Source organism: Nocardia flavorosea NBRC 108225, assembly GCF_001613385.1.
GTDB lineage: Bacteria > Actinomycetota > Actinomycetes > Mycobacteriales > Mycobacteriaceae > Nocardia > Nocardia flavorosea.
This window is the reverse complement of the sequence record NZ_BDCG01000021.1, coordinates 120,324-144,248: the sequence shown is the minus strand read 5'-3', so window position 1 is coordinate 144,248 and position 23,925 is coordinate 120,324. Positions and strand designations below refer to the sequence as shown.

At 64.7% G+C, this 23,925-nt stretch carries 23 protein-coding genes and 2 pseudogenes; 12 read left to right on the top strand and 13 right to left on the bottom strand.

Going from position 1 to position 23,925, the window contains the following annotated elements; all coding sequences use genetic code 11:
• The first annotated feature begins 44 nt into the window (after positions 1 to 44).
• The 3 genes from NFL01S_RS27355 to NFL01S_RS27345 all read left to right on the top strand — a co-directional run bounded on the left by NFL01S_RS27355 (position 45) and on the right by NFL01S_RS27345 (position 3,719).
• Entirely contained in the window at positions 45 to 512 is a 468-nt protein-coding gene (locus NFL01S_RS27355; protein WP_157117007.1) for an SRPBCC family protein, read from the top strand.
• Between the two features lie 152 nt (positions 513 to 664).
• Positions 665 to 1,621 carry an alpha/beta hydrolase family protein gene (locus tag NFL01S_RS27350; RefSeq protein ID WP_062979176.1) on the top strand — a complete coding sequence of 319 codons (957 nt, stop codon included), beginning with the start codon at positions 665 to 667 and terminating at the stop codon, positions 1,619 to 1,621.
• A 157-nt stretch (positions 1,622 to 1,778) separates the two neighbouring features.
• Positions 1,779 to 3,719 carry an acyl-CoA dehydrogenase family protein gene (locus NFL01S_RS27345; protein ID WP_062979317.1) on the top strand — a complete coding sequence of 647 codons (1,941 nt, stop codon included), beginning with the start codon at positions 1,779 to 1,781 and terminating at the stop codon, positions 3,717 to 3,719.
• Positions 3,720 to 3,768: 49 nt separating this feature from the next.
• Here NFL01S_RS27345 and NFL01S_RS27340 read toward each other — a convergent pair whose 3' ends face one another.
• Positions 3,769 to 4,317, bottom strand: coding sequence for a hypothetical protein (locus NFL01S_RS27340; RefSeq protein WP_157117005.1), 549 nt, complete (start codon positions 4,315 to 4,317; stop codon positions 3,769 to 3,771).
• A 272-nt stretch (positions 4,318 to 4,589) separates the two neighbouring features.
• On the opposite strand from NFL01S_RS27340, the gene NFL01S_RS27335 reads away from it, so the two are divergent.
• Entirely contained in the window at positions 4,590 to 4,964 is a 375-nt protein-coding gene (locus tag NFL01S_RS27335; protein WP_084493303.1) for a DUF4345 domain-containing protein, read from the top strand.
• Positions 4,965 to 4,994: 30 nt separating this feature from the next.
• Here the strand turns inward: NFL01S_RS27335 and NFL01S_RS27330 are convergent, their stop codons facing one another.
• Positions 4,995 to 5,807 (bottom strand): IclR family transcriptional regulator, encoded by an 813-nt coding sequence (locus NFL01S_RS27330; RefSeq protein ID WP_245670909.1) that lies wholly within the window; start codon positions 5,805 to 5,807, stop codon positions 4,995 to 4,997.
• A 159-nt stretch (positions 5,808 to 5,966) separates the two neighbouring features.
• On the opposite strand from NFL01S_RS27330, the gene NFL01S_RS27325 reads away from it, so the two are divergent.
• The 5 genes from NFL01S_RS27325 to NFL01S_RS27305 are packed head-to-tail and all read left to right on the top strand — an operon-like array spanning position 5,967 to position 11,643.
• Complete coding sequence (locus NFL01S_RS27325; protein ID WP_371851868.1) at positions 5,967 to 6,833, top strand: isocitrate lyase/PEP mutase family protein; 867 nt, start codon at positions 5,967 to 5,969, stop codon at positions 6,831 to 6,833.
• A gap of 16 nt (positions 6,834 to 6,849) precedes the next feature.
• Positions 6,850 to 8,094, top strand: a complete 1,245-nt coding sequence (locus NFL01S_RS27320; protein ID WP_062979172.1) for a 3-isopropylmalate dehydratase large subunit — start codon at positions 6,850 to 6,852, stop codon at positions 8,092 to 8,094.
• Positions 8,091 to 8,624 (top strand): 3-isopropylmalate dehydratase small subunit, encoded by a 534-nt coding sequence (locus NFL01S_RS27315; protein ID WP_062979171.1) that lies wholly within the window; start codon positions 8,091 to 8,093, stop codon positions 8,622 to 8,624. The genes NFL01S_RS27320 and NFL01S_RS27315 overlap by 4 nt, the downstream gene beginning before the upstream one ends.
• Positions 8,621 to 9,970 (top strand): MFS transporter, encoded by a 1,350-nt coding sequence (locus NFL01S_RS27310; protein WP_062979170.1) that lies wholly within the window; start codon positions 8,621 to 8,623, stop codon positions 9,968 to 9,970. The genes NFL01S_RS27315 and NFL01S_RS27310 overlap by 4 nt, the downstream gene beginning before the upstream one ends.
• Complete coding sequence (locus tag NFL01S_RS27305) at positions 9,967 to 11,643, top strand: class I adenylate-forming enzyme family protein (protein ID WP_084493302.1); 1,677 nt, start codon at positions 9,967 to 9,969, stop codon at positions 11,641 to 11,643. The genes NFL01S_RS27310 and NFL01S_RS27305 overlap by 4 nt, the downstream gene beginning before the upstream one ends.
• Before the next feature lie 18 nt (positions 11,644 to 11,661).
• On the opposite strand, the gene NFL01S_RS27300 is transcribed toward NFL01S_RS27305, so the two are convergent.
• From NFL01S_RS27300 to NFL01S_RS36590, 9 genes and pseudogenes are all read right to left on the bottom strand, one after another.
• A complete protein-coding gene (locus NFL01S_RS27300; RefSeq protein ID WP_245670908.1) occupies positions 11,662 to 12,927 on the bottom strand; it encodes a type II toxin-antitoxin system HipA family toxin in 1,266 nt (421 codons plus the stop codon).
• The gene (locus tag NFL01S_RS34830) at positions 12,911 to 13,189 is read right to left on the bottom strand and encodes a helix-turn-helix domain-containing protein (protein WP_280507532.1); all 279 of its coding nucleotides are present in this window, start codon (positions 13,187 to 13,189) and stop codon (positions 12,911 to 12,913) included. Before NFL01S_RS34830 ends, NFL01S_RS27300 begins: the two co-directional genes overlap by 17 nt.
• A gap of 300 nt (positions 13,190 to 13,489) precedes the next feature.
• On the bottom strand, positions 13,490 to 14,962 hold the full coding sequence (locus NFL01S_RS27295) for an AAA family ATPase (RefSeq protein ID WP_062979168.1): 1,473 nt from the start codon (positions 14,960 to 14,962) through the stop codon (positions 13,490 to 13,492).
• An 80-nt stretch (positions 14,963 to 15,042) separates the two neighbouring features.
• Positions 15,043 to 16,210 (bottom strand): annotated as a pseudogene (locus NFL01S_RS27290) (IS3 family transposase).
• 337 nt (positions 16,211 to 16,547) lie between these two features.
• On the bottom strand, positions 16,548 to 17,417 hold the full coding sequence (locus tag NFL01S_RS36595; protein ID WP_210744884.1) for an SLATT domain-containing protein: 870 nt from the start codon (positions 17,415 to 17,417) through the stop codon (positions 16,548 to 16,550).
• 32 nt (positions 17,418 to 17,449) lie between these two features.
• Positions 17,450 to 17,962 (bottom strand): cell division protein SepF, encoded by a 513-nt coding sequence (locus tag NFL01S_RS34825; protein WP_084493300.1) that lies wholly within the window; start codon positions 17,960 to 17,962, stop codon positions 17,450 to 17,452.
• 178 nt (positions 17,963 to 18,140) lie between these two features.
• The gene (locus NFL01S_RS27270) at positions 18,141 to 18,587 is read right to left on the bottom strand and encodes a hypothetical protein (protein WP_062979165.1); all 447 of its coding nucleotides are present in this window, start codon (positions 18,585 to 18,587) and stop codon (positions 18,141 to 18,143) included.
• A complete protein-coding gene (locus NFL01S_RS27265) occupies positions 18,584 to 19,486 on the bottom strand; it encodes an NsdA family TPR-like regulatory protein (RefSeq protein ID WP_483247219.1) in 903 nt (300 codons plus the stop codon). The genes NFL01S_RS27270 and NFL01S_RS27265 overlap by 4 nt, the downstream gene beginning before the upstream one ends.
• Positions 19,428 to 19,667: a hypothetical protein gene (locus NFL01S_RS36590; RefSeq protein ID WP_210744886.1), complete on the bottom strand. Its 240-nt coding sequence runs from the start codon at positions 19,665 to 19,667 to the stop codon at positions 19,428 to 19,430. Before NFL01S_RS36590 ends, NFL01S_RS27265 begins: the two co-directional genes overlap by 59 nt.
• A gap of 14 nt (positions 19,668 to 19,681) precedes the next feature.
• Here NFL01S_RS36590 and NFL01S_RS27260 point away from each other — a divergent pair.
• Positions 19,682 to 20,988: pseudogene (locus NFL01S_RS27260) on the top strand (IS701 family transposase).
• Positions 20,989 to 21,528: 540 nt separating this feature from the next.
• On the opposite strand, the gene NFL01S_RS27255 reads toward NFL01S_RS27260, so the two are convergent.
• A complete protein-coding gene (locus tag NFL01S_RS27255) occupies positions 21,529 to 21,921 on the bottom strand; it encodes a VOC family protein (protein WP_062979163.1) in 393 nt (130 codons plus the stop codon).
• 95 nt (positions 21,922 to 22,016) lie between these two features.
• On the opposite strand from NFL01S_RS27255, the gene NFL01S_RS27250 reads away from it, so the two are divergent.
• Entirely contained in the window at positions 22,017 to 22,961 is a 945-nt protein-coding gene (locus NFL01S_RS27250; RefSeq protein WP_062979162.1) for a helix-turn-helix transcriptional regulator, read from the top strand.
• A 76-nt stretch (positions 22,962 to 23,037) separates the two neighbouring features.
• Entirely contained in the window at positions 23,038 to 23,439 is a 402-nt protein-coding gene (locus NFL01S_RS27245) for a YdeI/OmpD-associated family protein (protein WP_062979313.1), read from the top strand.
• On the opposite strand, the gene NFL01S_RS35780 is transcribed toward NFL01S_RS27245, so the two are convergent.
• On the bottom strand, positions 23,436 to 23,798 hold the full coding sequence (locus tag NFL01S_RS35780; RefSeq protein WP_157117003.1) for a hypothetical protein: 363 nt from the start codon (positions 23,796 to 23,798) through the stop codon (positions 23,436 to 23,438). The two genes, NFL01S_RS27245 and NFL01S_RS35780, sit on opposite strands and share 4 nt — an antisense overlap.
• Positions 23,799 to 23,925 lie beyond the last annotated feature (127 nt).

The window sequence follows — 23,925 nt, the reverse complement described above, 5'->3', positions numbered from 1 at the left end:
CGTTGCCGATGCCCGCTCAGTGCCGTTGTGCGAAGGTTGACCTCGTGAGTGAGGAACGGTTCGAGGTCCGACGCGAGATCGCGGCGCGACCCGACGAGATCTTCGCCTTGTTGTGCTCGCCCGCCGGGCATGTGGCGATCGACAGTTCGGGCATGCTGCAATCCGCCGAAGGTAAACCCGTCACCGCGGTGGGGGACGAGTTCCTGGTGCATATGGATCGTGAATCGCTCAACGATTTCCCGATGGGCAAATACGACGTCACGGTGATCATCACGGAGTTCGAGCAGGACGCGCAGATCGAATGGACGATCTCCGGCCAGATCCAGCCACCGATCGAACATCTCTACGGCTACCGGCTGGAGCCCAGCGAGACCGGCACCCTGGTGACGTCCTATTACGACTGGAGCCGGATCGCCGCCCCCTACCGGGAGGCGGGGATTTTCCCGGTCATTCCCGAATCGGGACTCCGGGCCACCCTCGGCATCCTCGCCCGGACGGTCGAGAACCGGTAACCCGCCCGTTCGTCCGGCGACCCGGTCCCGGCAGGACCGGCCGGTGTGCAGGATCGTCGTGGCACCCGCAATCACCGAATCGGTCCGTTTCCGGGCCCGGCCGGGTCGCCGGCCCGGCGCCATGCGGAACGAAGCAAGAGGACACCGCACCCATGACAAGCTCGAACTCGGGTATCCCCGGCCCCGCCGCCGCCCCGGTCGTCTCGGTCAAACCGATCGTGCTGCCCGCGCCGGATCGCGGGGAGGATCTGCACGTCCGCGTCTCCGCACCGGTGACCGGGCATAATCTGCCGATCATCCTGCTCTCCCACGGTTACAGTTCATCGCTGGACGGTTACGGCCCGCTCGCCGACCATTGGGCCGCCCACGGTTTCGTGGTTCTCCAGCCCACTCATCTCGACTCGAAAACGCTCCCCTTCGTCGCCGACGACCCTCGCCGGCCACACCACTGGCGGTTCCGCGTCGACGATATGGTGCACCTCCTCGACAACCTGGAGGTGCTGGAAGCCGCGGTCCCCGGTCTCGCCGGGCGTCCCGATCGAACCCGTATCGCGGCGGCCGGCCACTCCTTCGGCGGCCAGACGGCAGGTATTCTGCTGGGTCTGCGCGTCCGCGACCCGAGCACCGGGCACGTCGAGGACCGTGCGGATTCCCGAATCACCGCCGGCATCCTGCTGGCCACGGCGGGCGCAGGCGGCGAAAGCCTGACCCCTTTTGCTCTCGAGCACGCGGCGTGGCTGTCGGATCAGGACTTCTCGCAGATGACTACGCCCACCCTCGTGGTCGCCGGCGATGCCGACGACTACCCGCTGACCGTTCGCGGACCCGACTGGACAACCGACCCGTACACCCTGAGCCCCGGCGACAAAAGCTTGCTCACGCTCTTCGGAGCGGAACATTTCCTCGGGGGCATCTCCGGTTACCGGGTCGCGGAAACCACCGACGAGAATCCGGAACGCGTCGCCCTGGTCCAGGCGGTCACCACCGCGTACTTGCGCCACGAATTCGGGATCGACAATGCCGGTTGGGAAGCGGCCCGGGAGTCCCTCGCCGCCGACCATCCGCTGGGGCGTTTGGAGTCGACCCAGCGGATATCAACCGCACCGTAAATCGCGTTCCCGAGCGGACCGCCCACCGGGCGGATTCGGACCTGCCCGGCCCGCCGGGCGTGGCCGAGCACCCGGGAAATCGAGTTTTGAGCCTACCGGCTGGTAACAAACACTCTTACACTCGGATGTGACCGCCATCACCTCCGAGGAGGGCAGCATGAGCACTGTCGCGAAAGTCGATGCCACCGAGGAACAGGCCCGGCAGCTCGTCGAAGAATCCCGCGAGGCCACCTGGTCCAAACCGTCCTTTGCCAAGGAGCTTTTCCTCGGCCGCTACCGGGTGGATCTGATCCACCCGTTTCCACGCCCCAGCGCCGAGGACACCGCCGAGACCGACGCGTATCTGACCCGGCTCCGCGCCTACTGCGAAACCGTCGACGGCAGCGTGATCGAGGAACAGGGCCGTATCCCGGAGCAGTACGTGCGGGGCCTCGCCGACCTCGGTTGCTTCGGCCTGAAGATTCCTCGCGAATACGGTGGACAAGGCCTTTCCCAGGTCGGTTACAACAGGGCGCTGATGCTCGCCGGTTCGGTCCATCCCAGCCTGGGCGCGCTACTGTCCGCGCACCAGTCGATCGGCGTCCCCGAACCGCTGAAACTGGCGGGCACGCCGGAGCAGAAAGAACGCTTCCTACCGCGGTGCGCGAAGGGGGCGATCAGTGCCTTCCTGCTCACCGAACCCGATGTCGGCTCCGACCCGGCCCGGATGGCCAGCACCGCGACCCCCACCGCCGACGGTTCCGCCTACGAGTTGAACGGCGTCAAACTGTGGACCACCAACGGCGTGGTCGCGGAACTGCTGGTGGTGATGGCGCGGGTACCGAAGAGCGACGGGCACCGCGGCGGTATCTCCGCCTTCGTCGTCGAAGCCGACAGCGCAGGTATCACCGTGGAGCGGCGCAATTCGTTCATGGGGCTGCGCGGTCTCGAGAACGGCGTCACCCGCATGTACAACGTCCGGGTTCCCCGCGAAAATTTGATCGGCCGAGAAGGCGACGGCTTGAAGATCGCGTTGACCACGCTCAATGCCGGTCGGCTCGCCATTCCGGCGCTGTGCACCGCGGCAGCCAAATGGTCACTGAAGATCGCCCGCGAATGGAGTACCGCTCGGGTGCAGTGGGGGCGCCCGGTCGGCGAGCATGCCGCGGTGTCGGCCAAAGTGTCCTATATCGCCGCGACCACCTACGCCCTGGAGGCCGTACTCGACCTCTCGGCCACCATGTGCGACGAGAACCGCAACGATATCCGCATCGAGGCAGCGCTCGCCAAGCTCTGGTCCTCGGAGATGAGCTGCCGGATCGCCGACGAACTCCTGCAGATCCGTGGCGGCCGCGGTTACGAGACGGCGGCATCGCTACGAGCGCGGGGCGAACGCGCGGTCGGCGCCGAGCAACTGGTGCGCGATCTGCGGATCAACCGGATCTTCGAAGGCTCCAGCGAGATCATGCGGTTGCTCATCGCCCGCGAAATGGCCGACGCGCATATGGCCGCCGCCGGAGCGCTCGTCGACCGGCACGCGGAGTTCAAGGAGAAAGCCAGATCCGCGGTGGGCGCCGGCGGTTTCTACGCCAAATGGTTCCCGCAGCTCGCCGTCGGCCCCGGCACGACACCGGCCGCGTTCACCGACTTCGGACCGCTTGCGCCACATATGCGTTTCGTCGAACGCATGGCCCGCAAGCAAGCCCGCGCGCTGGTGTACGGCATGGCGCGCTGGCAGGCGAAGCTCGAATACCGGCAGGTGTTCCTGGGGCGACTCGTCGATATCGGTGCGGAACTGTTCGCCATGTCGGCGGTCTGCGTCCGGGCACAGGCCGACCGCGGTACGCCGGACGGGGAAGCTGCCGGGGAGTTGGCCGATCTCTTCTGCCGGCAGGCGCGAATCCGGGTGCGGGAGCTGTTCGATGCACTCTGGGACAACACCGACGACGAAGATGTCCGCGTCGCGCGCAAGGTGTTCGACGGGCGCTACCGGTGGCTGGAGGAGGGCGTCCTCGATCAGAGCGAAGGCACCGGTCCGTGGATCGCCGAATGGCAACCCGGCCCGTCCACCGAGGAGAACCTGCTCCGGCCGTGGTTGCGGGTGGATAAATACCAGTGATCGTGGCCGCGACGACCGACCCGATGCCGCGGGACGGAGCCTTTCGCCGTCAGGGGGTTCGACCACGCCCGGTCCAGAGGCGTTGCAGGAGCATCAGCGGAAACATGACCACGCAGACGATCGGGATCCCTCCGACGAGTAGAAGGAAAATGCCCATGAACAACCCGACGAACAGTGCTGAACCCCACCCGGCTCCGGCGTAGGCATGGTCTCGGTCGTTACCGTCGATCCAGTTCTCCGGATCCGCACGGACCAACCGCGCCGGTAGCTCCCGCCCCGCCTCACAATCACCGTCCACGTGAACACGGATATCGAGGAGCCGCTCGGATCCGTGCGCCGGTGCGAAATCTCCGAAACAGTGGGTGGTTCGGTGACCGCCTCCCCGGCCGCCCCCCTCATACACCCGTTCGGACCGGGTGACCGTCAAAGTGCCCTGTTCTCCAGCCCAATCGAGACCTGCCATCACCACTTCGGCGTTGCGGACCGGTATATCGATGATGAGATGCCCGAAGAACCAGGCGAGCGGCAGACATACCACCCACATCACGACGAGCGTGCCCGGGTCACCATCGCCCCGGACCGGTTTTCGTTTATTCACCCGCCCATTGTCGGCTGCTTCATCCAAGCGGCGGGCAGGAACCGATACTCGCCACTCGCCCCGACTCACCAGTCGGCCGAGGATTCGACTGCATCGAGGCCGACAGGGGATCAACCGATGAACAACCGACTCCGGCAGCCCCCGGAGATTCCGGCCGCGTTCATGCTGTTCTCGATCCGGTGAGGCCCCCGCCGACGGCATCCCGGTAGCCGGGCGAGTGCCACGGCGTTGATACCGGCGTACTGCCCGACTTCTGATGCCAGAATGGCTGCATGTCGAAGCTCGGAGTTATGGGACGTGTTGCCGGATGGTCGTGTGTCGCGATCGGAGCGGTCCAGCTGGTGGCCGGGACGCGTGCGGAACCCGGGATGAACACAGACGCGACGGTCGATTCTCACGTACGTTTCATGGGTTCCGCCTTCGTTGCCTACGGATTGGGCTGGGTCGAGGCCGCGGCTTCCCCAACCCCGAATCTGCCGCGGATGCGGGTGCTGTCGGGCCTGATGGCCCTGGGCGGAGCAAGCCGGCTCGTCACCCGAGCCACCGTGGGCCGGCCACACCGCTTCCACGATCTACTTCTCGGTGTGGAGCTCGCGGCACCGGTCGTGGTGGAGGTCCTCGGCAGGCTGGACCGTCCGGCCCGCTGAATCGGGAGAGTCTCCGCGTAATCGGGCTCGTCAGCTCCGCGGCAGCGCCTGCACGATTCGGGTGATCCGTGCCCCGGCAGCACATACCCGCTCGATCTTTTCGGCGAGTACGTCCCCTTCGAACTCCTCGGCCCGGCCGCCCACACTGATCGACGCGACCACCGACCCGTCCCGCCCCAGGATCGGCGCCGCCACCGCGGCAACACCGGACAGATAATCCGAGTTGCTCAGCGAGTAGCCGGCCCTCTCGATCTCGTCGAGGTGTTCGACGAGACGGTCCACATCGGTGATGGTCCGGTCGGTGATCGCGGCCAGATCGGTCGTCAACCACCTGTCCCGCAGCGCTTTCGAATGTGCGAGCATGACCGTCGGCCCGGCCGCGGCATGGTAGGGCATCACGGATCCGATGTTGATCCCGGCGACGACCAGCGAGTTACGCCCTTCCAGCAGATCGATACAGACCGCTCCCTGTTCGGCGGGCACCATCAGGTAGGCCGTATTACCGAACGCGGCCGCCAGTTCGGACATGAAAGGCTTTGCCGCCGAGCGGATATCGAGTTTCGACAGCGCCGCGGACCCGATCTCGAACACCGGCATCGCCACCCGGTAGGCGCCTTCTTCGGTGCGATCCACCCATCCCGCCTGGATCAGCGTGGCCATCAGCCGGAACACCGTGGTCTTGTTCATCCCGCTGGCCGCGGTGAGGTCGTTCAGCATCCACACGGGCCGATCGGCACTGAAATGCCCCAGCAACGTGCACGCCTTGAGAACGGCGCCCACGACATCGCGACTCCCGGTCGTTGCCGGCTCGGCAGGCAGGCTCGCCTTCGGCGAGGTGGGCACGGCCACGGCTACTCACTCACTTCCACGGTTCGCGCGATCGATGCCGCCACCTTACGAACAGATCGGCCGATCGGGGTTGACTTTGTGACCCCCACCACCTTACCGTTCTGATATCGAAAAACGAAACGCATTCCGCATAGCGAAACGGAGGGTGGACTGGTGGCCAGCCCGACCTTGAAAGACCTCACGTCGAACGGACTCGTCTACGCCCCCGGCGTATGGGACGGCCTCACCGCGCGCCTCGCCGAACAGGCCGGGTTCAGCGCCCTGTGCGCCTCGGGTTTCGCCGTCTCCGCGGCCCTCGGCCTCCCCGACGCCGAGCTCTACACCCAGACCGAGAACCTCCAGGCAGTCCGCACCATCCGTGAATCCTCGAAACTGCCCCTGGTCGCCGATATAGACACCGGCTATGGCAATGCCGTCAACGCCGCCCGCACCGCCGCCAAGTTCGTAGACGCCGGTGTCGGCGGGATGTTCATGGAAGACCAGGTCTCCCCCAAGTCCTGCCCCATCTGCGTAGGCGACCCGGTCGACCTGATCACCGTCCCCGAGGCCACCGGCAAGATCCGCGCCGTCCGCGACTCCATCCCCGACGACGTCCTGCTCATCGCCCGCACCGACGCCCGCGGCGACGACGCCCTCCGCCGCGCCCAGGCCTACGTCGAGGCCGGCGCGGACATGATCATGCCGGTCACCAAAACCTTCGAAACCGTCGAGCAGTGGCAGCGCTGCCACGAAGAGGTCGGCGTACCGTTGATGGCTACCCTCACGGCCTCGACCTGGACCGAACGTGATTTCACCCCCGAAATCCTCGACCGGATCGGCGTCCGGCTGGCCCTGCTACCCACCCAGGTCCTGATGGCGGTGGCCGGGGCGGCCCAGGCCACCTTGAAACGGCTGGCCGCGGGCGAAGCACCGGCCGAGGTGAGCGCCGATGCGCTCCAGCACCACGAATTCGTGGAACTGATCGGCTTCCCCGAGGTCGAGGCCATGCAGAACAAGTACCTACCCGCGAAGGAGCAGTAACGCCGTGGGGTACACGATGACGGAAAAGATCCTGGGCCGCGCCTCGGATCAGAAAACGGTCCGCGCAGGTGAGAACCATCCCGTGCAGCCGGCACGCATGATCGCCTACGACTTCCCCGGCTACACCGACGTGATGTTCCGGCAGATGCGCGAAGACTTCGGGATCACCGAACTGAAGGATCCGAGCCGCTACATCGTCTTCATCGATCACATGCTGACGAAGCACAACGAGAAGGAATCCGAGGTCCACCAGGTCACCCGTGACTGGTGCGAGTTCTACGGCATCGAACTGCACGAGGGCCGCGGTATCGGCCATCAGCTCACCGCCGAGCTGGGCCTGGCGATCCCCGGCGAATTCCTCGTCCACTTCGACGGCCATATCAGCGGTATCGGCGCCTTCGGCGCCCTCGGCTGGGGTATCCGCCGCGACCTCATCGAGGCCTGGGTCACCGGCCAGGTCTTCGTCGATATCCCCGCCACCACCCGCTTCGAACTGGTCGGCGAGTTCCCACCCGGCGTCGACAGCCGCGATCTCGTGCACACCATCATCGATATGGTCGGCGCCGACGGCTGCGCCCATCAGGTGATGGAGTTCGGCGGCCCCGGCGCCCGCTCGATGGCCATCGACCACCGTCAGGGCCTGTGCGGAATGGCGATGTTCACCGGCGCCGTCTCGGCGGTCTTCGAACCCGACGAGATGTCGCTGGCCTACGCAAACAAGGTCGCCCGCCGCAGCTTCGACCCGGTGTATCCCGACGCCGACGCCACCTACGCGGCCCGCTACGAGATCGACCTCGCGAGCCTCACCCCACGGGTCGTGCTGCCCGGTTCGGCCCGCGCCGTCAACACCAAGACCGCCCAGGAACTCGCCGGCACCCCGATCACGAAGGCCTTCATCGGCTCCTGCGCCAGCGGCCGCATCGAAGACCTGCGCGCCGCCGCCCTGGTCCTCGACGGTCGCAAGGTGGCCCCCGGCGTCGAACTCAATGTCGTCCCCACCTCACAGAAGGTGTACGAGCAGGCCGAGCAAGAAGGCATCCTCGATGTCCTCCGCGCCGCAGGTGCACATATCAACATATCGAGCTGTGATTTCTGCTTCGGCTACCAGAAACCCCTGCAACCCGGCGAGAACTGCATCTCCACCGGCGTCCTGAACATCTCCGGCCGGATGGGCAGCCCCGACGCCAACATCTACATGGGCTCCCCCTACACCGTCGCCGCCAGCGCCCTCACCGGCACGATCCAGGAGTCGGTCCAGTGAGCGCCTATCCCCCACCGCCCGACCTCATCGAAGGCAAGGTCGCCTGGATCTTCGGCGACGATTTCGATATCGACCTCGTCGTCGGCGTCTCCAATATCAAGTCCTACGACCCCGACCACCTGCGCTCGGTGTGTATGCAGGCCTACGACCCCACCTTCACCGACCGCGTCCGCCCCGGCGATATCATCGTCGGCGGTCGCAACTTCGGCTACGGTCATCCGCACTATCCGCCCATGGTCGCACTGCGCAACGCGGGGATCGCGGCGATCGTCGCGGAATCCTTCTCCCCCGGCTTCTGGCGGGGCGAGACCTTCAACGGCATGCCGTTGATCACGATCCCCGGCGTCTCGACCTCGGTAAAGGTCGACGACCCCGTGGCCCTCGACTGGCGCAGCGCCACCCTGCGCCTGCCCGAGGGAACCGACCTGGTCGGAACCCCACCGAGCCCGCGGACCATCAAGGTCATCGAAGCCGGTGGTTCGTATGAACTCCTGCTCGCCGAGCACGCACGCGAAAGACAGATTCAATGACGAACACCGAACCTCGCGTCGGGTCCAGTGACCTCCACCCCTCCGGACCACTGCCGGCGACAGAAGCGAAGAAGTCGAACTCGGTAGCCCGCCGCGCCGCCATCGCCGGCGGCGTCGGCACCCTCATCGAGTACTACGACTTCGCGGTCTACGGCTTCCTCGCCGTCACCATCGCCCCCCTGTTCTTCCCCTCCGACAATTCCGCGGTGTCGATCCTGTCGACCCTGGCCGTCTTCGGTGTCGCCTACGTGGCCCGCCCCCTCGGCGGTATCTTCTTCGGCCGCCTCGGCGACCGCCGCGGCCGCCGCCACTCGCTGGTGATCACCGTGGTCAGCATGGGTATCGCGTGCGGCATCCTCGGCCTGCTGCCCACCCATTCGGCCGTCGGCGTCCTCGCCCCCATCCTGCTGGTGCTGGTCCGCCTCGCCCAGGGCTTCTCGGCCGGCGGTGAGGTCGGCGGCGCCGCGACCTACATCGCCGAATCCGCCCCACCGAAGCGCCGCGGTTTCTTCGGCTCCTTCACCCCCGTCGGCTCCACCCTCGGCTTCGCCGTGGCCGCCGCCGTCGTCGGCGTGGTCGCTCTGATCACCACCGACGAGCAGATGGAATCGTGGGGCTGGCGTATCCCGTTCCTGCTGGCCCTCCCCCTCGCCTACGTGTGCCTGCGGGTCCGGATGAAGCTCGAGGACACCCCCGAGTTCGAGGAGATGGCCGAGAAGAAGCAGGTCACCAAGAGCCCGCTCATGGACGTCGTCCGGAAGAACCCATGGTCGGTCGCCCGCGTCGTCGGTGTCGCCATCGCCATGAACGGTTCCGGCTATATCGGCCTCACCTACTTCAGCGTCTACCTGATCAACGACCTCGGCTTCTCCAAAAACGCCGTCTACTGGTGCTCCGCCATCGCCATCGCCCTGGCGTGTGCCACCTTCCCGCTCAGCGGTATGGCCACCGACAGGTGGGGCCGCAAACCGGTCCTCATCGGCGGCTACCTCGCCTACGTGATCATCGCGCTGCCCGCGTTCATGATCATGGGCGCGACCTCGAGCATCGTGGTCATCGGCATCGTCTACTTCCTCTACATGGTGCTGAACGGCGTGGTCCAGGTCCCCGCATTCCCGCTGTTCACCGAGCTCTTCCCGCGCACTGTCCGCTACACCGGCGTCTCGCTCGGCTTCAATATCGGCACCATCGCCGCCGGCGGCACCGCCCCCTACGTCGCCGCCCAGCTGGTCGAATCGACCGGTAACGCGATGTCACCCGCCTACTGGGTGATGGGCGTCTGCGCCATCGGCCTGCTCACCGTCGCCACCATCCGTGAAACCGGACGGAAGGAACTGCCGGCATGACCACCGGTAACACCGGAACAACCCCGTCCGCCGCATTTGATGAGGGTGCGGCGGGCGGGGTTGCCCCGCATTTCGACACCCTCGTGGCCGCCTGGAACGACCGGGTCACCCACGAGCCCGACGCTCCCGCCGTCATCTACTTCGACACCACCCTCACCGTGCGGCAAACCGACGACCTCGCCACCGCACTCGCCGCCGCCTTCGCCGAACGCGGTGTAGGCCACGGCGACCGGGTGGGCATCCACCTCCAGAACATCCCGCAGTACGCGCTCGTCCTGCTGGCCTTGTGGAAACTCGGCGCCACCGCCCTACTGCTCAACCCCATGTACCGCGGCCGCGAACTCCGGGTGTTGATCAACGATGCCGAACCGGTCGGCGTCATCACCACCGACCGCGATGTGCCGCAGGTCCGCGAGGACGTCGCCGACAGCACGGTCCGCTGGGTACTCGGCACCGCCGAATCAGAACTCCAGTGCCGCAACGACCGCCGCATCGTCAACGGCGAAACCGCCCCCGCCACACCCGCCGAACCCGACCTACTCGGCTTGGCCCACCGATACCTCGGCAAAAAGCCCCCGCAAACCCAGGTACACGGCGAAGACCTGGCCTTCCTCGCCTACACCTCCGGCACCACCGGCCCACCCAAGGGCGCGATGAACTCGCACACCAACGTCCTCGCGGTAACCACCAGCTTCGCCGAACTCGCCGGCATCACCACCGGCGACGTCGTCTACGCCCTCGCCCCGCTCTTCCACATCACCGGCGCCGTAGTCATCGGCTCCCTCGCCCTCACCGAACGCACCGCCCTGGTCTTCACCGGCCGCTTCCACACCGACGTCGCCGTCGACGCGATCCGCGAACACGGGGTCACCTACACGATCGGCTCCATCACCGCTTTCAACGCGATGATGAACTCGAAATACGCGTCGGCGGAACACTTCAGGTCGGTCAAGACGCTGTACAGCGGGGGTGCGCCGGTTCCGCCGAGTACGGTCGAGCGGTTCCGGGAGAGGTTCGGGCATTACATCCACAACGCGTATGGGATGACGGAGACGTCGTCGGCGGTGACAGCGGTACCGCCGGGGATGAGCGCGCCGGTCGACCCGGACAGCGGGACACTGTCCATCGGACTACCGCTGCCGGGGGTGAACGTTGAGGTGGTCGATCCCGAAGGACATCGTCTCCCGCCTGGCAGCCAAGGCGAACTCGTCGTCACCGGACCGCAGGTCATCCGCGGATACTGGCGCAAACCAGAAGAATCCGAGGCCGCCCTACCCGAAGGACGGCTCCGAACCGGCGACAGTGCGATCGTGGACGAACAAGGCTGGGTGTACCTGGTCGACCGGATCAAAGACCAGATCAACGTCTCCGGATACAAAGTGTGGCCGCGCGAGGTCGAAGACGTCCTCTACGAACATCCCGCGGTGCTCGAAGCAGCAGTGGTAGGCATTCCCGACGTATATCGCGGAGAGTCGGTAGCCGCCTACGTTTCGCTGAAGGGCGGGCACTCCGCCGAGGCTCACGACCTGATCTCGTTCGCCCGCGATCGACTCGCGCCGTACAAACGGCCGAGGATTGTGGAAATCGTCGCGGAACTGCCGAAAACACAGACCGGCAAGATTCGACGCCGAGCATTACGCGATCAACACAGCGAGGCCCGGACCGCACAGTGAGGGCCGCCCGGGACACAACTACCCCGGCCGATAGTCGTATCCGGTAAAGGGGTTGAGTATCTGCCTGTGCCACAGGTTGTTCCGCTGCGCTTCAGTCAGTCCGGTCAGGTCAGCAACCTCGGTGAAGTCCCGCTCGATGATGTCGATCTGCTTGTCGATGATTCCGCGTGCTTCACCTTTGGTGAGGCCGTAGACCGCGCTTGCCTTCAGACATGCGGCGAATGAACTGTCTCGCTGACCGTCGCGGTCGAACGCCATAGCCTGTGCGGAGACCTCACCCGAACGTGGCTGCGGGCACAAGTCGTAGGCCGGAGTCAGGTCGAGATCTCGTCCGTTCCAGAACGCGGCGTGGTTTCGAGCGTGATCGTCGTTGTTACCGATGGCCACATTGAACACGATGCGCTCGAACAGTTTTCGGCCGACATGCGGGTCCGCCCCGGAGCGGCGCAACACATCCAGCAATTCTGGGTACGTGGCGTAGCGAGCCACCATTTCGTCGAGCCCCAGCATGGTCAGGCCCGAGACCACTATGCGTCGCTCACCTCCGGCGCCACGATCGAATCTTTCGACCACGAGAACGTCTTTGCCCAGCGACGAGGTGACGAACGAGCGCGGAGCGTCGATGCCTACCCGGCGGGCCAGCTCGAAGGCCATGGCTTCGGCGTTGACAACTGGGTAGTGGTCCGACGTCGACGAGAACTTGGCGATGCAGGGAATACCCTCGACGTCGATCAGCGCTTTGGGACGTGCGCCACCGATGGAGGTACCGCGCACCAGCGCCGCACCGAGATCGTCGCTGATAGGGCGCCCCTCTTGCAACGCGTCGGCGGCGGCGTGCAGTTCGTCGATCGTCGCCGTGGTGCCGCGCGGCAGATAGGTGTCGGGGCTCGCCTGAAAATCGAGCCCACCGATTCGGTCGGAACCGGATTCCAGAAAACAGGTGATCTGGTCCAGGTCGCCCGGGTCGGCGGCCATGCCGCGGGAGCCGTGCAGCCTTTCCAGGATCACTCGCTGCCCCCACGAGTCGGGCCCGCTGTCGCGAAGCACGGAGGCGATGGGCATACTCCCGCTGGGTTCCTGCCAGCCGCTGACCAAGGGAAGTTCGGGCGTGTACAGGCTGATGGCGTCCGAGCGCTCCAGGTAGCTGCGCCCGTATCCGAAGCGGTACCGATTCCCGTAGCGCTGCACGCGGCCGGCGACCACCGGCCCGTTCCGGCCGGGGAGCCACACCCAGACGTAGGCGTCGTTGCGACGGGTGTCCACTGGATCAGAAGTCGAGACCACTGTCATCTCCCGTCGAACGCGGCCGGTACTCGCGAGATGGGATCAACGCAATCCGTTCCTCGCCACGGCGACGCAGCCGGGCCAGCTCGTCGTCACTGGCACCGAAGAGAGGAACTCCGACGACAGAGGCCGCGCTGAACACCGTCCCGACAGCGACGCCGGGGCTCCCTTTCTCGAGGGCTGTGACGGTCCGGGGCCCGACGCCGATACGTGCTGCGAGGTCGGCGGCCGTCCAGTTGTTCGCGTGCCGGGCCAGCCTGATCTGCGTGCCGATAACCCGCAGCGCATCCGTCGCGGCGCGAGTAGGCGCTACCTCCCGCTTCGCCAGATCTACCTCCCAAAAAACGTAGTTAGCTACATTCTACTGCCCTTTTATCGTAAATGGAATCGGACTCCACACTGGGGCCGCTTCGGCAGGTGCCACCGCCCAGCTCAGCCCGGACCGATGGGAGTACTCGCCGACCTACCCAAAACACAAACCGGCAAGATCCGCCGACGAGCACTGCGCGAGCACCTGCAAGACATCCGGACAACACAATGAGGTTCAGCTGACGAAAAGCTGTCAGTCGCCCCGATACAGCCGCTCGAGGTCGATCAATTCCACATCGTCGCGGGAATCCGCCACGGCGCGCAGTTCGGGGGTGAAGCCGTATCCGGTGAAGAGCAGCAGTTTGATCTGCCGTGACGCGCGGGGATCGCGCTGTACCAGCAGATCCCGGATCCGGTCGAGCCGGTTGACCTGTTTCTCCCCCACGACCGCATGGTTCTTCGCCTCACCGATCGCGAGGATCCGTTCCGCACCACCGGCGTCCCGCCCGAACACTACGACGTCCAACCGATGGCCGGTCTTACCCGCGGGGTCGGGCAGAACTCCGGAAAGCACATGCGTGCGCCGGCCTCCCAGGGTGTCCGGGGCCGCATACCACCGGCACCACGTGCGCGACAACTGCTCGAAATGCGGACCGAGTACTTGACTTGCGAAGGTGGGCCCGGAGCGCTCCCACACCTCTGTCGCGTGCCCCGGGCGTTCGAGGTCGCTCCATTCCGAGCGCATGATCGCGTAATAGAAGGTCAGCAGTGGCTCGGTGATCCGGTAAGTGGACCGGCGGGCGTGGAAGGCATCCTGTTCGCGCGCGATCATGCCGACGTCTTCCAGGACGGTAAGCGGGTGCCCGAGATCGGTGGACTTGCGGCCGAGGAAACTCGCAATCCCGCCCCGGGTGTTGTTGCCCTCGGCGATCGCCGCGAGAACACCGTGATAGAGCGCGCTTTCCCGGAGTTCGGGCTCTTCCGCCAGCAGGAACCGCGATTCCCGGAACAGCGGCCTCGACGAGTTCAGCACATTGCGAACCACCCACGGGCCGAAATCCTCACGGTCGGCGGGAGTGTCACCGAGCGTGTATTCGCGCCGGTAAGCCGGCGTACCCCCCACTACGGCATTCACCAGGAACGCCAGCGACAGATCGTCGATTTCCCAGAATTCTCGCGCCAGCCGGTAGTCGAGGGTCGGCACGACAAGCTCCAGGCTGGCGCGTCCCCGCAACGGGGCGCTTCCCACGAGCAGTTTGCTCATGAACGACTGGGCCGAACCGCACAGCAACAGGCGGATGGCGCCGGCGTGGCGCCGACCGGCCGGATCGAATGCGCGCTGGATCAACGACGGCAGCTCGGGTGACGCCTTCGCCAGGTAAGGAAACTCGTCGAGGACCACCGTCAGGGGCCGGTCACCAGCGCCCAGGGTCATGATTGTCTCGATTGCCTCCGGCCACCCCGCGAACCGGCGCGGCACCGGCTCGCCGAGATACCGCGCCAGAGCGCTACCGAGCTGGTGCAGCGACTCGGGCTCGGTCGCCTCGGTGGCCGCGAAGTAGAACCCGCCGGTTGCCTCGCATACCGCGTCGAGGAGGAAGGTCTTTCCTTGCCGGCGACGACCCGAAACGATCCCCAGCGCCGGCTGCGGCCCACGGTGGGTGGCGAATCGGGTCAGCTCCGACCACTCGTGCTCGCGATCGAACATGGTCTCGGGCTTCAGCATGAGATCTATTATAACTCGATCTATTATAGGCGGAGTTACAATAGAGCGTGACCGGTCCCCGATAATGCGACCAGCCGGTTTCAGAGTCGGGTTGCCGTCCTCGGTGTTGAGTTGATGTCATAGCCCGCCGGGTGGTGGGTATGGTGGCAGGCCGCAGCGTACTCGACGGGTGTGCGGTAGCCCAGGGCCGAATGCCGGTGCCGGTGGTTGTGATCATGTTTGAAATCGCCGATCACCACCCGAGCCTCGAGCAGGCTCGTCCAGTGATTCCGGTTGAGGCACTCGACACGCAAACGCGGGTTGAACGACTCGACGAACCCGTTGTTCCACGGTGTGCCCGGCGGGATATACGAAATCCCGACCCGGTCTCGGCAAAAAGATTGCAGCGCTTGCGAAACCATTTCCGGTCCGTTGTCCAACCGCAGTACCCTCGGCGCCCCCGGGCGGCGAATACCCGTTCGAGCTCGGCCACCAGCTTCTCACCAGTAATCGAGCGTTCGACCAGGTGCAGCAGGGATTCGCGAGTGTGTTCGTCGACCATCGACGCGATCTTCACAGCCCGCCCGTCGACGGTGGAGTCGAACTGGAAGTCCAGTGCCCACACAACGTTCGGCGCATCCGCCTCCACGGGCGGGATCGAGGAGATACCGGCGCGTTTACGCGGGGGATGTGCTTGCACCTGCAAGCCCTCGGACCGCCATAGCCGGTGCACCCGCTTCACGTTGACCCGGTGGCCCTCGTCGAACCGCAGCACAGACCAGGCACGGCGGAACCCGTGACACGGATTCTTCGTCGCATACGCACGCAGCCACGCCCGCACTCCGGCATCGGGATCAGCGAGCGTCTGCGCGGCCGGCAGCCGCCGATACGTCGACCGAGTAAGCCCAACGACCCTGCACGCGAACCGCTCCGACATACCCAGCACTTCCCGGCGCATGTCCACGGCCCGCCGCTTGGCCGCCGGGCCTAGAATTTTCCCTTCGAGATCTCGCGCAACGCGTCTTTATCCAGCTCCGCATCAGCCAGCAGCCGTTTCAACCGGGCGTTCTGCTCCCGCAGCTCCTTGAGTTCCTTGGCGGCGTCGGTGTCCATTCCGCCGCACTGGCGGCGCCAGTTATACAGCGTCGCCGCTGAAACTCCCAGGTCAGCGGCGATCTGCTCACCGGTCAAGCCTTCCGCGGCCAGTTCATCGGCGCGCCGCAGCTTGCGCACGATATCCTCCGCGGAATGCCGCTTCCGTCCAGCCATGGTCCTATCGTCCCTTCCGGCCCTGATCGGGGCCAATGAGACTCTAATTCCAGCTGGTCGCATTTACGGGGAGCAGGCCAGAATGACCTGCCCATTTTGCGGTTCCAGCCGGATTGGCTAACTGACAGCGGGAATGCGTTTCTTCTCGGAAGGTAACTCAAACCCGATCGGAGTGCGAAAGCCCAGGGATAAGCGGCGGCGTTACGGTTGTAGAAGATCTCGATGTCGTCGAAGTTAGCGTTCGCGAGTTCGACACGGTCCTTCCATTTCCTGCGGACGCGACCACCGCGGTGCGTCGATCGCAGGCACCTGTAACCGTGCGATTAGCGGTGCCGCCTCATTGCGAATTTGCATTACTGATGTCGGGTGGCTGCTCCAGGTTTTGCTCCCGCTTCTTTTGCTCAGAACGCAAGCGATGCACTTCTGCTGCAAACTCTTCGAGGGCCTCGCGATGGTCCTGTATGTGCTTGTATCTGCCAACCCCGATTTCGACAGCCTCGATCTCGTATTCGATTGCATCAGCAGTTTGCTGAAGGTAGAAGCTACGCTCCTTGTACTTGAAGTATCCCATGAATCCACTGGCGACACCCACGCCGAATGTTATTGCCAGCACAACCCACCTCAGTGATGGAATATCGCCCGATGCTCCCGACGCAGCCGCGGCTCCAAGGGAGCCTATGATCAGAACAGCCTGAAGGGCACTATTCACCCGACGATACTTGTTACTCTCCTCTCGATAATAGTTAACGTCCATGCGCGCATCTTCTTTGTACGCCGACCGTCTAGTTTCTACGGGCACATCAGCAATCGTGTATAGACTCTTTCGCGTGTCACGAAGCTGATCTAATTCGAGTTCGATTTCGTCCAGCCTCCGGCGACCGGAATTCGTTAGCAGCCGGGTACGAAATGGCACCTTCTTGTCCACCGGGCCGCCCGGATGCGTCTTGAGATAGTAGGAAGCTACGCAGAAGGCTATGGAGATCGGCAGCGCAGGTATGTAAATCGCCCTGATCAATGTTGGGCTTATATCTGGAATCCACCACATTCCATAGAGAACGATCCCCAGTAGCGGACCAAAGACAATCGAATAGTTTGATCTCAATCTCCGCGCTTTTGCCAGCTTCAAGTCGCGTTCACTGATTCGAATCTGATGGTCTATCAGGATAACCTGCTGAGCAAAGTCATCTCTGGAAATCTTTATCGGCATTTTTGCACCGCCTAATTGGTGTTTCCAAAATCCTAGAGCAGCCGTCCCGGAGTTACAATCAGCACATCACCGGCGATTTCGAACAGCCACCCACCAGAGCCAGCAGAAATTCCGCTACAGAAGTCGACCAACCTGGCCGCTTCCCTGCTATCCATTGCCCGGAGATCGATAGACATCACCCGACCATCGCCGAATTTGCTCACGATCTCCCGAGTCGCCGAACTGAAACTGTTGGGAGCAAATCGAACGATTGACTTCAAATGAATCATCGGATCACCGCCCCCGAGACTGTACGTATTCAGCTCAAGAGCTTCGGAGATCGCGTCTTGGTAATCTTGACAAATCTGCACCCGCGATGCATTGCCCCCTCTTAGTCTTCTGACCGTAAATTTTCGCCGGAACTTGGTCGAAATTATTCCCCAGAATGCGATAGAAAGTAATACGAAGAGGCTAGCCAACAGGGCTGAGGAGGAAATCAGAACCGTTGACTGCAGTATCGTGTTTGATGCCGCCATGACCAGCCGCCCCTCCATGGAATAATCCATGCATGGCCGAGCTTTTTCTTAGCCGACATCCCGCCGATCCTGTAGTCAGCCACCCGGGGATGGTTGGCCCACTCACATCAACGAGGCGACCTCACCGCCGCATGCATGCAATAGGTCATGCTACAGCTCGAATCACGCTGGCACTAGCAGTTTTTCGAAAGTTCAATATTAGCTCTCGTCAAGCGCGTGCAGCACCTTCGGGCCACACCACGTCCACGGCTACCCCATACTCTTTCGCCAGCTTCACCACGCTGCCCGTGCCGCCAGCCTCGCCGCCCTCCCCATCCCAGACCGCCATTAGCCGGTCGGCTGCCCCAAGTAGAGCCTCGTTCGCCGCCTCATACGCTTCCCGTCCGGCCTCCTCGAAATCCATCACCCGAACCTCGGACGCACCCGCCACAAGCTCATCGAACAACGCTGCGTGATCCGGCTTTACCTTGGCTTCACGGTAATTCCGAGAGGGCAGCACCACCTCGAGCCGGCCACCGGCCTCGAGCACCGCTTGCGCGAACACCGAATCGGCTCCCCGAGCGATACAGCTCACGCCCACCAAATCGGGAACCTCGGCAAGGCGCCGAGCGATCTCTTCACGCACCAGCACCGCGGTTTCCTCAGTAATGTTCATGTGCCCCGTAACAGCGACCCGTATTCGTTCACTCCTGTGCATTGACCAGCGGGCGCATCCGGTCGCGCAGCTCGGCCAGCGCCATTTCCCTGCGCCCGCTCTGTTCGTTTGTAGAGCTTGCCGACCTTGACCCGAACCCGATCCGAACGGGTCTGCTCGACGACGTCCAACGCATCATGGCCTACCCGACACGCCTCCTCCACTTCGCCCTGGATCACGCGCGCCTCCGCGAGCCCGAGGCGGTCCAGCGCGGTGCTGCGGATTCGGTCCGAACGCCGCGATTGCACGGCCAGCGCGATCTGTTCGGCTGCTTCACCTGCGAACACAGGTTTCCGGCGCGACATATCCAGCAGGCGACCGCCGATCGTCCCCGCCAGCTCAGCCGCATCGAAGTAGTTCACCCAGAACGGGTCGGTGGCGGGCTGTGAGGCCGCGAACTCCTCCTTCGCCTTCTCACAGGCGCGCCGGAACCCTGAGGGGCGTTCGAGCTTGCTCAATGCCCACGCTTCTCGCGTGTACAGCATCGCCTCCACCGTCGGCGTGAGTGCCCCTGTCCCACGGTCGCGGGCTATGCGGACCAGCTCCAGAGCGTCGGCCGCTCCCGCGTCGCCGTCGAGGCCGAGCAGTTGCCGCGCCATTCCGGCAAGAGCGAAGGCGCAGAACGCGGGATCGTCCGCGTGGCTCGCTGCTCGTGCGGCGAGCGCGTAATACTGCTGGGCTGTGGCCTGCTGGCCGGAATCCCAGCTCATCGTTGCCGCGGTCTCGGCGAGCTGCGCCAGCACACCCCACAGCCGCTTCTCCACTCGGGCAGGCGGGGCTGCCGCTCCTTCAGCAGCTCGTTCACTTCCGAAAGCTGGCCGACGACCGCCTTGCACCGCAGCCCCCGCCGAACCGGTCATCCCAATCGCGGAATGATCGAGCCACGTTCTCGAGCTGCTCAACCTCTTGCATGCCCAGCCCCATCGGCTTGTCCACCTGCTGTAGAGCGTCGTCGAAGAACAGCCATCGCTCCACGGTCTCGAGCAGGCCGGCCCCAACCGTGACTCCCAGAAGCGCCTGGGTGGCATGGCGCCGATCCATCGTCAGGTCCTTGCATGGCAACCTTCCGCCAGGGGCTCGAGGGGTTGTTCGCGCGGGTGGCAGGACGGTTCCATCGGGCGGAGCCGCGGTTGCGGGCGCGAGCGTATGTGCGGGGTTTATTGGCGCCGCTGGCGGGGAAAAACGGCTGGACCTTGGCCGAAGCGGCCGGGGATCTGACGCCGAACGGGATGCAGCGGCTGCTGAACAAGGCCGCGTGGGATGTCGACGGAGTCCGCGATGACGCGCGCGCTTATGCCGTCGAGCACTTGGGTGATGCGGATGGTGTGCTGGTGGTCGATGAGACCGGGTTCCTGAAGAAGGGGGTGAAATCTGTTGGGGTGCAACGGCAATACTCGGGCACTGCCGGTCGGGTGGAGAATTGTCAGCTCGGGGTGTTCTGTGCATACACGACCGTGAAGGGCTGCACGCTGATCGACCGGGAGTTGTATCTGCCGAAGTCCTGGACCGCCGATAGGGACCGCTGCCGGGAGGCCGGGGTGCCCGACGAGGTCGAATTCGCCACGAAACAGGTTCTGGCCCAAAAGATGCTGGCCCGCGCGCTGGATGCTGGAGTCCCTGCACGCTGGGTGACCGCCGATGAGGCCTATGGCGGTGATTCGAAGTTCCGGCGCTGGCTCGAAGGACGGCGGATCGGGTATGTGGTGGCCGTGCCCACCAGTGCGCCGATCGTGGCGGTGTCGGGCAGCTGGCGCGCCGATCAGGTCGTCACGGACGCGCCCCCCGAGGCATGGAAGCGATTGAGCTGCGGTGAGGGTGCGAAGGGCCCGCGACTGTTCGACTGGGCCGTGGCAACACTGCCGACCGTCAGTGACGCCGGCGCCGGGTGGCGGCGCTGGCTTTTGGCCCGCCGGTCGCTGACCCGCAACACCAAGGGTGAACTCGAAATCGCGTACTACCTGTGCGGCGCCCCGAACGGCACCAGCGACGAGGAATTGATCCGGGTCGCTGGTGCCCGATGGGCGGTCGAGGACTGTTTCCAAACCGCGAAAACCGAGGTCGGGCTCGATCAATATCAGGTCCGCCGCTACGACGGCTGGTATCGGCACACCACCCTGGCGATGCTCGCCCATACCTACCTCGCGGTGACGGCCGCTGTCTCCCCAAAAGTATTGGCAGCGGCCTCATTCCACTCACGCTCGGTGAAATCAAGCATCTCCTGGCACACCTGATCAACCCGCTCCCGAACCTGACCTCGGCACGCCGCTGGTCGACCTGGCGACGAAGACACCAATACCGGGCTAAACAAGCCCACTACCAGCGAAGACAGGCGGAACATCACAAAGTGATGCTGGAGTACTAGTACTCCAGCATCACTTGGTTATGCAGTTGACAGAGTCGGACAGAATGTGCGGTTCACTCCGCCCAGTCGCCCCATAACCGATACGAAAAAATCGTGAACATGCACCTCGGGGCGGCGCCGCGAAAGGGGGTGCTATGAGTAGACATGGTCTCATGCCTACTCTCCCCATAACGGGGCTCCTGGCATGAAGTTTATGCGGTCACACCCCCTTTGGTCGCGTACGCCGAAGCAGTCTGTCCGACCGGGCGGGACCAACCCTATCCGACGCTGAACCTCACCTTCCCATCAATGGGATTTCACCTTCTCGGACCGTTTCTCATGACTCGCCAAACAGATTCCGACGGATCGTCGACCTCCACTTCGCGGTGACACCCAGCCGACCCCCACCCACTACACGCCTTGGAATCACTCATCCAGCCGTCGACCGGCGCCGGCGGCCCAGCGCCGGTCGACCGCTGCGCGACTGGGGCGCCTACGGCCCGATCGTCGAAGGCATGGGCTGGTCATGGTGTTCCCGGGACGCCGCTGCACCTCCTCCTGTCATTTCCGGCCGAGAATCTCCAGGAAGTGCACGTTGCTCATGATGCCGAGGACATTTCCGAACGGGTCCACCACCGAGGCGGTGACGAACCCGGGTCCACGAGTAGTGATCGGGTCGTATTCGGTGGCACCGAGCTCGAGCAGCCGGTCGTAGGTGGCCTGCAGATCGTCGACGTGCCAGTACACGATCGCCCCGCCCGGACCCGGCGCGGCGCGCTCGGGCCGGTACGCGTGGTCGATCAGGCCGAATTCGTGCTCGTAGTCGCCCACCCGGAACTCGTAATAGCCCGGCACTGCGAAGTACGGCGGTGTCCCCAGGAACTCCGCGTACCAATCCTTCGCCACCTCCAGATCCTGGGCGTAGAAGGTCACGGTCGTCATTCCTCGCAGCATCGCTGTCTCCTCGGTCGTGTTTGTTCGAGCTGATGAACCCATCCTCACCGCAAAAGTGCTCAACTTCTGATCACTTTCTCGGGAAGAATCTGGATATGCGAGCAGACCGTTTGGTGGCGACACTATTGCTGATGCAGACCCGCGGCCGGGTCACCGCCGCTGAGATCGCGGCCGAACTCGAGGTCTCGGTGGCGACGGCCCGGCGCGATCTGGAGGCGCTATCCGCCGCCGGTGTGCCGGTGTACCCGCAGGCCGGCCGCGGCGGCGGGTGGTCGCTGATCGGCGGTGCCCGCACCGACCTCAGCGGCCTGACCGCCGGTGAGGCACGCGCCTTGTTTCTCCTCACCGGCCCGTCGGCGGGAGCTGTGCCGGAGGCACGGTCGGCGCTGCGCAAACTGCTGCGCGCCCTCCCGGCGACCTTCCGCGGTGAAGCGGAGGCGGCCGCCGACGCGGTCGTGATCGATCCAGCGGGCTGGGGCCGCACCGGACGCGAACTCCCCGGAATGGTCCAGCAATTACAGCAGGCGGTGGTGCGCCGCCGCCGGATCATGCTTCGCTATCAGGGCCGTACCGGAGCAGCGACCGAGCGCGTGATCGATCCTTGGGGCCTGGTCGACAAGGACGCCATCTGGTACCTGGTGGCCGGTACCGAACACGGCCGCCGGACCTACCGGGTGGACCGGATCCTGCACGCGGAACCGACCGAACAGCAAGCACACCGGCCCGCCGACCTCGACCTTCCGGCCCTCTGGACCGAAATCGTGGAAGAGATGGAGCAGCGCCGAGCGACCACAGCTGCCACGGCCCTGATCAGCGAACGACTGCTGCCGATTCTGCGTGACCGGCAGGGCAGGCATTGCGAGGTCTTGGGCCCCGCCCCCGACGGCCGGATCCGAGTCCGGCTCACTGCGCACACCCCGCGGGCCATCGCCGAACAGCTGGCGGGCTGGGGCTCCGACATCGAGGTGATCAAACCGGCCGCGGTACGCGACGAACTCGCTGCACTGGGCACGGCACTGGTCGAACGCTACGGCCGATGATAAGTGCTCATTCGTTGCGCACTTTACGCCGGAGAATCGGAACACATCACCGTTGAACAACGAGGAGACACCCGAAATGCCGACTTCCGACCACACCGAGGCAATCACCTTCACCACCGCCATCGAATACGAGCGGTGGCTGGCCGCGCATCACGACTTCGCCGCAGAGGTCTGGTTGAAAATCGCCAAGAAAAACGCCCCAACCCCGACGATCACCATCACCGAAGCCCTCGACGTCGCCCTGTGCTACGGCTGGATCGACAGCCACCGCCGCCGACTCGACACCGACCACTACCTCCAGCGCTACTCACCACGTCGCTCGAAAAGCTCGTGGTCGCAGATCAACCGGGACAAGGCCGAGGCCCTGATCGCGGCCGGACGGATGCGGGAGCCGGGGTACAGGGCCATCGGAGCAGCCCGGGCGGACGGTCGCCTGCCCGGCTGCGTTGCGGGCGAACAGACCTCGGGCGGTAGTTAAGCCGTCGACGCCGTAAGCGACGTAGCCCTGATGACATTCATGTCAGCAGCCGAACACGGCGCCGACGACAGGGGCCGAACCCAGGAGATCGATGGTCTATCGACAGGCCAGAAATCGGGGCTGGTCCGTAGCCCGGTGAGGGCGGCAGGCACGCGATCAGGATCGAACGACCAACCCGGCATCCCACCCCAAGAGATGGAAAGCCGCAGGTAGTCGGCCAGCGAAATGCCCGGCCGCCCGGCTACTTCCCAGATGATGGGATCGGCGACACGCTCGGTCAACGTGATGTGATGAGTGGATTCGCCGATGTTCGCCTTATGGAGCTCGACGGGTGCGAAGTCGACGTCGAATCCGTCCAAGATTAGCGTGGGGTCCTCTTCTCGTTGCTCGCGGTACTCGTCCCAGGCGTATCGCAGGTACGCAACTTCCGGGAGGACCAGCGGATCGGAGGTATCGTCGGCGCCGGCTCCCGGGGCGCCGCAGCCG